General features: G+C 34.7%; 6 protein-coding genes. All 6 read right to left on the bottom strand.

All coding sequences use genetic code 11. From position 1 onward, the window contains the following. Positions 1-190 precede the first annotated feature (190 nt). A complete protein-coding gene (locus tag ABYI63_RS16740) occupies positions 191-1576 on the bottom strand; it encodes a CmpA/NrtA family ABC transporter substrate-binding protein (RefSeq protein WP_372758009.1) in 1386 nt (461 codons plus the stop codon). A gap of 255 nt (positions 1577-1831) precedes the next feature. Then, positions 1832-2590, bottom strand: coding sequence for a Crp/Fnr family transcriptional regulator (locus tag ABYI63_RS16735; protein WP_372758008.1), 759 nt, complete (start codon positions 2588-2590; stop codon positions 1832-1834). 195 nt (positions 2591-2785) lie between these two features. Next, on the bottom strand, positions 2786-5932 hold the full coding sequence (gene ccsA, locus ABYI63_RS16730) for a cytochrome c biogenesis protein CcsA (RefSeq protein WP_372758007.1): 3147 nt from the start codon (positions 5930-5932) through the stop codon (positions 2786-2788). Positions 5933-6019: 87 nt separating this feature from the next. Continuing rightward, entirely contained in the window at positions 6020-7516 is a 1497-nt protein-coding gene (gene nrfA / locus ABYI63_RS16725) for an ammonia-forming cytochrome c nitrite reductase (RefSeq protein ID WP_372758006.1), read from the bottom strand. 16 nt (positions 7517-7532) lie between these two features. Further along, complete coding sequence (nrfH, locus tag ABYI63_RS16720) at positions 7533-8138, bottom strand: cytochrome c nitrite reductase small subunit (RefSeq protein WP_372758005.1); 606 nt, start codon at positions 8136-8138, stop codon at positions 7533-7535. A gap of 248 nt (positions 8139-8386) precedes the next feature. Next, the coding region (locus ABYI63_RS16715) for an OmpP1/FadL family transporter (RefSeq protein WP_372758004.1) at positions 8387-8993 on the bottom strand (607 nt) is incomplete at its 5' end.

Genomic DNA, 8993 nt, shown 5'->3' with positions numbered 1-8993 from the left:
GCCACAATCCTATAAATAAGAGTATGGAAGCAATCGGCACGACAACCTGTCTTAAGAAGTTTCTAAAATCTTCTTTTTCAATATTCCCTGTCGCTATCGATTTTAATGTTCCTAAAAACCCAAAGCCCATAAACTTGGATAGTTTTTCTATTGCTATGCTCTGCTTCATGTTTACTAAATGTTTTTGTTATTATTTGTCTTTGTTTCCTATAGCGAAACTATTAATGTACCCGATTGGGTCTTTAGCATCATACTTTGTACCGTCAATAAAATCGGTTGTTGCTGGCTTATAACCATCGGTCTTTGGAATATCTCCCGCAGGGATATAACCTTCTTCTACCAATAATGCGGCGGCTTTATTCCAGATATCTGGTCTGTAAATTTTCTTGATGGTTTCTTCGTACCAACCTTTTGCTTTTGCTTCAGGAATTTGTCCCCATCTACGCATTTGCGTTAAAAACCAGATACCATCAGAATAGAACGGGTAAGTTGCGTTGTATTTGTAAAACACGTTAAAGTCTGGCATCTCGCGTTTATCACCTTTTTCAAATTCGAAGGTTCCTGTCATAGAATTCGCTAAAACCACTTCGTCTGCTCCAACGTATTGAGGCATCGATAATATTTTTACAGCTTCTGCTCTGTTTCCTGGTTCATCTAACCATTTACCAGCACGAATTAAGGCTTTTGTTACAGCAATGGCTGTGTTTGGATTTTCTTCAACAAACTTTTTAGTCATTACAAATACTTTCTCAGGATTATTTTTCCAGATATCGTAGTTGGTTACAACTGGCACTCCAATACCTTTAAATACAGCCTGTTGATTCCAAGGCTCACCTACGCAATAGCCATATATTGTTCCTGCCTCTAAAGTTGCAGGCATTTGTGGTGGTGGTGTAACAGAAAGTAAAACATCGGCACCAATTTGTCCTTGTACATTATCGGCAGTGTACATACCCGGATTTATACCGGCAGCAGCTAACCAGTATCTAATTTCATAATTGTGTGTAGATACCGGAAACACCATACCCATTTTAAAGGCGTTACCTTTATTTTTATATTCGGTAATAACTGGTTTTAAAGCATCGGCTTTAATGGGGTGAATTGGTTTTCCGTCGGCACCTTTTGGCACATTTGGTTTCATTTTTGCCCACACATCGTTGGAAACCGTAATACCATTTCCGTTTAAATCCATTGAAAATGCCGTAACCAATTCGGCTTGACGACCAAAACCTGCTCTCGCAGCAATTGGCTGACCAGCTAACATATGCGACCCATCGAGTTGCCCATCGATAACGCGGTCTAAAACATTTTTCCAATTTGATTGCGCTTCAACAGACACAAATAAACCTTCATCTTCAAAAAATCCTTTTTCTTTTGCAATGGCTAAAGGCGCCATATCTGTAAGTTTTATAAAACCAAAGGTTAATTGTGGTTTTTCAATATCTAATGTTATCGTTTTTGACGCTGTAGTTTCAACCTCGGTCGCTCCATCCTTTTTCTTTTCCTTACCACCACAAGAAAGTAATAGTATAGAAACCGATAAGATCCATGTTGTTTTTGTTAATAGTGTTTTCATATTGCTTAGTCTTATTAATTAAGTATTAATACTTATTTTTTAGCAAATATATAAGTACACCTGTTTTTATTCAATGATAATACCCATATAAAAACCTCTTTTTTCACCACTAAAAAAACTGCTAAAAAACATAAAAATGACATAATTCACTGTTTGCGTAATGTTTACAAATCAAAAACACAGCAAGTAAACTTACGTAGCTTACCAATTATAGTAAGTAAAATGAATAAAAATTAAGTAATTGAATAAAAGAAACTAGCTGTCCAAGTAGAAGTTATGCTCGCTAATTTCCTTTTTAAGTAGATCTATATTAGTAATGCCTATTTTCTTGCCTCTAGCCAAAATTAGATTTTCCTTTTTCAAAGCTGAAAAAACACGTATTACCTGTTCTTCGGTAGTTCCCGCATAATCGGCATACTCTTTTCTGCTAAGCGACAGGTCGAGAAACCCTTTTAATTCGCCAAATTTTCTGTTTATGTACAATAAAGTGTCTACGACGCGTTCTCTAACCGTCATTTGAGAAATAGACTTTACTTTCGATTCGCTACGGTTGAGTTCATTAGCATAAAACAGCATCATATTATAGGTAAACTCAGGATTTTTTCGCAATTTTTCTTGTAATACGTCTTTTGAAAAATAGCATAGTACCGTATCTTCTAAAGCTATTGCGCCTATTGAATAATACTCCTCTGTACCAAAACCACGATGCCCAATAATTTCACCATCTTTAGCAAAACGCACAATTTGTTCACGACCATTTATACCCGTTCTAAAAACCTTTACTTTGCCTTTAAGAATAAAAAACAAGCCATTTACCGGTGCGCCTTCAATAATAAATTGCTGTCCTTTTTTACAACGTATATCATTCTTTTGATTAATTAAATCAATATCACTCACCAAAGAAACACCCTTTTTTATAATGCAGTTTTGATTAGCGCACCCATCACAAGCAATTCCAGAACGGGTTCTAGGACCGAGTTTCGTTTTATGATTATTTAGCACTTGTGGGTTCATAATATGCATTTCAGCTTAATGATATTAGAACAAATATAAGTATTAATACTTATTTAATAACCGCAAATACGTATTTTTGATAAATATACAAATACTACTCACTATTTTTAGAGAAATAGGATAATTATAACTCTGTATTGAAAATAAAGAATAATTTTAAAATAGAAGATTGTTTTCAAATCACCCTTAGGCTAGTCATTTTATGTGAATTTCTTTTTTATTATTCCTAAAAAAGGCGACCAAGGCCACTAAAATCATGAACACAGCTAATACATATACAAAATTTGGAATAGGCAAAGGATCTCCAGCCGCATAGCTATGCAAACCAGACAAATAATAGTTAACGCCAAACGAGGTCATAATAATAGACCAAAATGCAAACATGCTGGCTACATTAAGCACAAAATGGTTATTTAATTTCGGGATAAACCTTAAGTGCAACACGATAGCATAAACGATAATACTTATTAATGCCCAAGTTTCTTTTGGATCCCAAGCCCAATATCGCCCCCAAGATTCATTAGCCCAAACACCACCTAAAAACGTACCCACAGCCAATACGAACAGCCCTATAATCATGGCTATTTCATTAATATAGCTAAGCTCTTGAATTTTAACGTCTATGATTTTCTGTGTTTTAGCAGTTCTAAAAATGATTAGTAATAGAGCCATTAAACCTAAAACACTGGACAAGGCCAAAGGCGCGTAACTACTAACAATGGTTGCTACGTGAATTTTTAACCAATACGATTTTAAAACCGGCATTAAATTGGTAATCTCGGGATTTAACCAATCTAAGTAGCTAACAAATAATAAGGCCCCAGAAAACAAAGTAGCTAAAGGCAATGCGAAATCAGATTTTCTAAAGGTTATTAATCCGCAGAGTAATAAAACCCAGGCGACAAATACCAACATTTCGTATCCGTTACTCCATGGCGCATGTTGTGCAACATACCATCGTAACAAAATATTTCCGGTGAAACATAAAAATGATACTAAAGTGACTAAGATTAAGCCGTTATTTATAAACTCAATCGCCTTTTTGCTTACAAACATTTTTACGATTGCTAAAACTAATAACAAGAAACCAAGTGTAAAAAACACCTGAAACAACCAAAAATTAATATTTGCTTTATTGTACCATAATTCCGCTTCAATGCGCTCTGGGGTCGGAATGACTTCTTCTCCCAAAATCTCTTGGTATTTTTTGATGTATAGCAACTTTTCATGAGCTTCATTATAATCATTTAAGCGTATGTCGTTGAAATAGGATGGTATGATACTTTGCGCGAACTGACCATCTTCTTGTGGGAAATCTTTAAAATGATGTGTATAACTAAACCAGGTATTATTTTTATCGTTCTTATTTGGAAATATTTTTAAGTAATTACCAATAAACAAATTATAGAGAATATTAAATCGCTCGTCTATTTTTAATACCTCTTTATCAAATTCATTTCGTTCGGCTGGCTTTTTCTTATTAGCCTCCTCCACTTCATCGGTTAATATATAATCCCCATTTTCATTAATTAAACTATTAAAAGCGACTAATTTATTTGCACCAACATGAACGTTTTTAAGCAAGTCTCCAGTTTTATCAAAATCTATTTCAATAAGTGGAATTTGCTGCCAAATACTTGGCACCATATGAATTGCCAAAAAGGTTTGATTTGCATCCAATTTTACTTTTTCACCATTAATTGGATATGAAAAGCTCGATTTTCTAGATATTTTTCTAATAAACTCGGAAGCAAGCGTATTTATTGGTTTTATTCTTCCATCTAAATCTTGAACTAATAATCTTCCGAAAAAATCGGCATGGGTTTTATCAACCTGTTGCGTTTTCACCAATGATTCAAGTTTAACGGAAATAGAATCATTAGTATGTTGAGCAAATGCCACCTGAACCCCTATTAGTAGCACAACAGCTGCAACCTGTTTTTTCTTTAGCTGTTTTAGTTTTTTATTGATAAAATGAAAACGAGAGGCTTTTCCGAAAAGGGCAAAAAACATTCCTAAAGTCATTAAAAAATATCCCAAATACGTTACTAATGTGCCAATGCTATCATGATTTACCGAAAGCACCGTTCCTAATTCATCGGTATCATAACTCGCTTGAAAAAATCGGTAGCCTTTATAATCCAACACATTATTCATAAATATTCTATACGGAATTTTTTCATTATTATCCAAAATAGTAACCTCACTAGCATAAGCAGAAGGACTGGAAGAACCGGGGTAACGTTCTAATTGAAAATCATTTAACTGAATAGAAAATGGGGTTTTAATGGCTGCTGCGCCATAAGACACTATAACACGGGTATTATCAATTTCTACTTCGTGATGTGTTGGCAACATGCCTTGTCTGTACAACAAATTCAATGGTTTTTCTTCACCATTAACAGATACATTTACAATTAAAGCATCGTCCTTAGTTTTATCGTTATCTTTTGGTTTTACAGAAGTACTTTTAATTTGAAACGTGCCATTTTTATAATAAGCCAACGGCACGAAAGACAAGTCGCCCGATCTGTATAATGTTCTTAAAGTAATGTCATGCAAACTATCTTTTGAAATTCTACCAGCTGTTTGAGAAGACATGATAAAAAAATCTAAATCGTGGGGAGCAATAACACTAAACGCTCCATTTTTTTCATGAATATTAATAATTCCTTCTTTGTCAGAATCAAATCCTAATTCATGATGATGGTCACCTATTTTTTCAATCTCACCTTTCTTTAAGTAAATCGTATTTCTACCGTTTCCTTCTGTAACAACCAATTCTAAAAGTGGCTCTCCGCCATTTTCACCGTTTACAACTTCTGCCTCAGCGTCTGGAATAAAGTCCTTATAAGAAATGACTATCGGCTTACTTTTGAACTCGGTTTCTAAAATGAAACTATTATCACTTATTGGAGAAAAGGCTAACTTTTTTTTGATAGCTGTTTTAGAAGTTCCGTCTGTGATGGTTACATTTAAAAAATTGGTATCTGAAATTACAATGTTGGAAGCTTCACCTTCTCTAATTCTCATGATGCCTCCATACGAAGTGTAACGTGTAATGGCAGAACCTAATATAATTACAATAAAGGCCACATGAAACAATAGAATGGCCCATTTTTCTTTACGAAGTAACTTGTATTTAAAAATGTTGGCAATAAAGGACAACACCAATCCGAGCATTACAAGTTCAAACCACCAGGAGTCGTAAATTGCGACCCATGCCGTTGCAGTACCAAAATCGTTCTCAACAAAGGTGGCAACCGCCATGGCAACTGCAAAAATTAACAACAATATTAAGGCTAAACTTGAAGATGAAAATATCTTATATAGTTTTTTCATGAATCTTTTAAATGTAAAAAGATAACCTTCGATGATTTTATAAAAACCTCAAAGGTTATCTTTCTTAGTAATTCGTTACTTCTAAAATTATTTATTTTGTGCTACTGTTTTAGAACCATAATTAGCTTCGCGCTTTTTAGCTGCTTCCAACCATTTTGGAACCAAATTCTTCTTGAATTCAGCTTTTTCTTTTTTCAAAGCTTCCATATCCAATCCAATATATTCTTGAGCTTTTGCTTTTGTTGATATATCTGGCATCTCTACAGGTTTATTATAGCCTAGTTCTGCCAGCAATCTTGCTAATTTAACACGACCTTCTTGAATAATTGAAAATCCGCTTCCTAAAACCCTGGCAGACTCTACTGGCGAATGGAATGAAGATCCATGTCCTGCAGCCGCATAATCCCAACGCCATTGTGCATGACGGATATCCATTAAAATATCTTTCATTTGGGCTTCGGTAGCACCTAAATCCCAGGCTTTTTTAGCTTCAATATGTGCTTTTACAAGGAAATCTTCTAGCTTCAATCTGTTTTCGGTAGATTTTTGCTGACGATCATAAACATTTAATTTCAATTTATCGGCATCTTCTCTGTGACAAACCTGACAAGCATTTGCTACATTATTTAAAGGTGATTGAATGTGATGATCTGTAAATTTCTGTCCACCTTCACTCTTATAAGGCATATGGCAATCTGCACAAGAAACACCCCTATCGGCATGCACACCAGTTAAATATACTTCGTAATCTGGATGTTGTGCTTTAAGCATTGGGGCTCGACTTAAGCCGTGAGTCCAGTCTGAAAATTCGATAGCATCATAATATTCCTCCATGGCTTCAACGGTCATACCTTTTTGCCAAGGGAGTTTTAAATAATTTATGCCTTCATTTCCTGGCGTCTTTTTATCAAAATAATACTCAACATGACATTGTGCACAAACTAAAGAACGCATTTCTTGATGCGTCGCTTTATTAACGTCTTTACCCATAGCTTGAAATGCTTCAACCAAAGCGGGTCTAGTAATCGTTAATTTCATGGTTTTAGAGTCATGGCAATCTGCACACCCAATTGGATTTACAACTTCTTCACCCTTATCTGCCCATTTACCAGCATAAAATTCTGCAATACCTTTTTCATTCATTAAACGCGGCACATCCGGACTTTTACAGGTCCAGCATGTTGCTGGCATTGGTCCATCTCCTTTGCCTTTTGGCCCTCCTGTTCTTAAGGTATTATTAATATCTTCAATAGCATATAAATGCCCTCTTCCTTGGTTATAATCTTTAGAAAAACCATACCCAGCCCAAAGCACTACTAACCTACTGTCCTCATGCAATATATCGCGCATGGCACTTCCTCCTTGATACGATGCAAAACTGGTATCCCTCGTTTGTAAATACGATTGATATTCGGCAGGAAAATTTTTCCCCCATTCTTCATTTCTTGGTTCATTTTCAGCTATTTCAACCTGAGGAACATATTTGTATTTAGCTTCATTTTTTCTATTTACAATACTTGATGCGAGCATTCCAAGTAGAAACACAACTACTGCCGTTACAATAAATAAAACCTTGTTTTTCATGTATTAAGTTTTTAATTTACTTCTTATTATTATCCATTTCCTTTTCCAACCATTCTGGAATAACAGTTTTCTCTGAGTCTGTTGGTATCGGTGCAATATTATTTTTTATTGTTGAAATACCATGAATGGTACCATGTGGCACCTCTTGGTGACAACTCCAACATTGTCGTTCTGTTCTGTTTTTAGCATGATCATCTACCCACCCATCATATTTGGTTTGTGTAACTTGCTGAACATGACAACGAATACAATTATTTTGAACAACCTCAGCAGATTCTTCCCTCATAAACATAACTTCAGGTTCTGCTCTTAAGGTAAATACCGATGCATGAAATAATCCGTCTTTTGCTTTGAAATAATACTGATTAAAAATATTGTTGTGAGGCACATGACAGTCGTTACATGAAGCCCATTCTCTGTGTGAACTATGCATCCAGCTGTTATAAACCGGAGTCATTACATGGCAATTAACACATGCCAACGGATCATCGGACATATATGAAACCAACGCTGCCTCTTTAGACATAAAGAAACCTAATCCTGTAATTACTGCAATTAAAAAAACGGCGGTTGTTCGCCACCGCGTCTTTTTTTCTGGCAGAAAGTTTCTTTTTAGATTCACAATTCTAGATTTATTCAATAAATATACTTTTTTTCTTCCAAAATTTATAATATTTTTCAATTAAATCTTAAAATAATTAACAGCTAAAATCTCTCAAAAAGCACAAGTAGAGATCACTTAATTTATGTATTCAGAAGTATTAATAAAATCGGCAAAAGCCCATATTTCCTACAATACATTCTAAAAAAAGTAGCTACCAACTTTAAGCTGATAGCTACTAAAAACAAAGGATAATAAATTAAAAAAAACTATTTATTAAATGTATAACTCAACCCGAATTGAATCATTGAAGTTGTCATATCATAAGAAACTGACGAATTAGGAATTGCCCCTAATGGGTTACTTGCAGAAATCATGGTAGGAGATAATAAATTACCCTCCGTGGCGCCATTACTAGAGCCATAATGATACACTGCATCAATTTTCCAGCTATCATTTACTATATAACTAAACCCAACTTGATAGGCGTTTTTAATGATTGCTGTAGCAGGAATATTAAAAAATGTTATTTCTTCTGGTATTGGATTAGAGCTGTAAGTATATCCTATACGTAAAGGTAATTTATTGATACCTTTATACTGCAATCCAGCAGAAAGAATTGAAATGTTTTCCCATCCAAATCCAGCAACAGAGGCTGTTTGTGTCCATCCAGTTTTTTCGAAACCTTCTGTATTTTCATAGTCCACTCTTCTAAAATCTAAAGCAAAATCAATATCGCTTGTAGAATATCCAACTCCAATCGACATAATTGCTGGATAATCCATTTGGAATGTATTTTTACTTGTGGTATTATCTAAATAAGTATTAGTAAATTCGAATTCACTGAATGTTTGTGCGGTTTTATAAGAAGCACCT

This window comes from Mariniflexile sp., from assembly GCF_041583155.1.
Lineage (GTDB): Bacteria > Bacteroidota > Bacteroidia > Flavobacteriales > Flavobacteriaceae > Mariniflexile.
This window is presented reverse-complemented; position numbering and strand designations above follow the sequence as displayed.

What these genes read in the sequence shown, in the direction of transcription:
- ABYI63_RS16735 (WP_372758008.1), bottom strand. Translation starts at nt 2,590, where the DNA reads ATGAACCCACAAGTGCTAAATAATCATAAAACGAAACTCGGTCCTAGA.
- ABYI63_RS16740 (WP_372758009.1), bottom strand. Translation starts at nt 1,576, where the DNA reads ATGAAAACACTATTAACAAAAACAACATGGATCTTATCGGTTTCTATA.
- ccsA (WP_372758007.1), bottom strand. Translation starts at nt 5,932, where the DNA reads ATGAAAAAACTATATAAGATATTTTCATCTTCAAGTTTAGCCTTAATA.
- nrfA (WP_372758006.1), bottom strand. Translation starts at nt 7,516, where the DNA reads ATGAAAAACAAGGTTTTATTTATTGTAACGGCAGTAGTTGTGTTTCTA.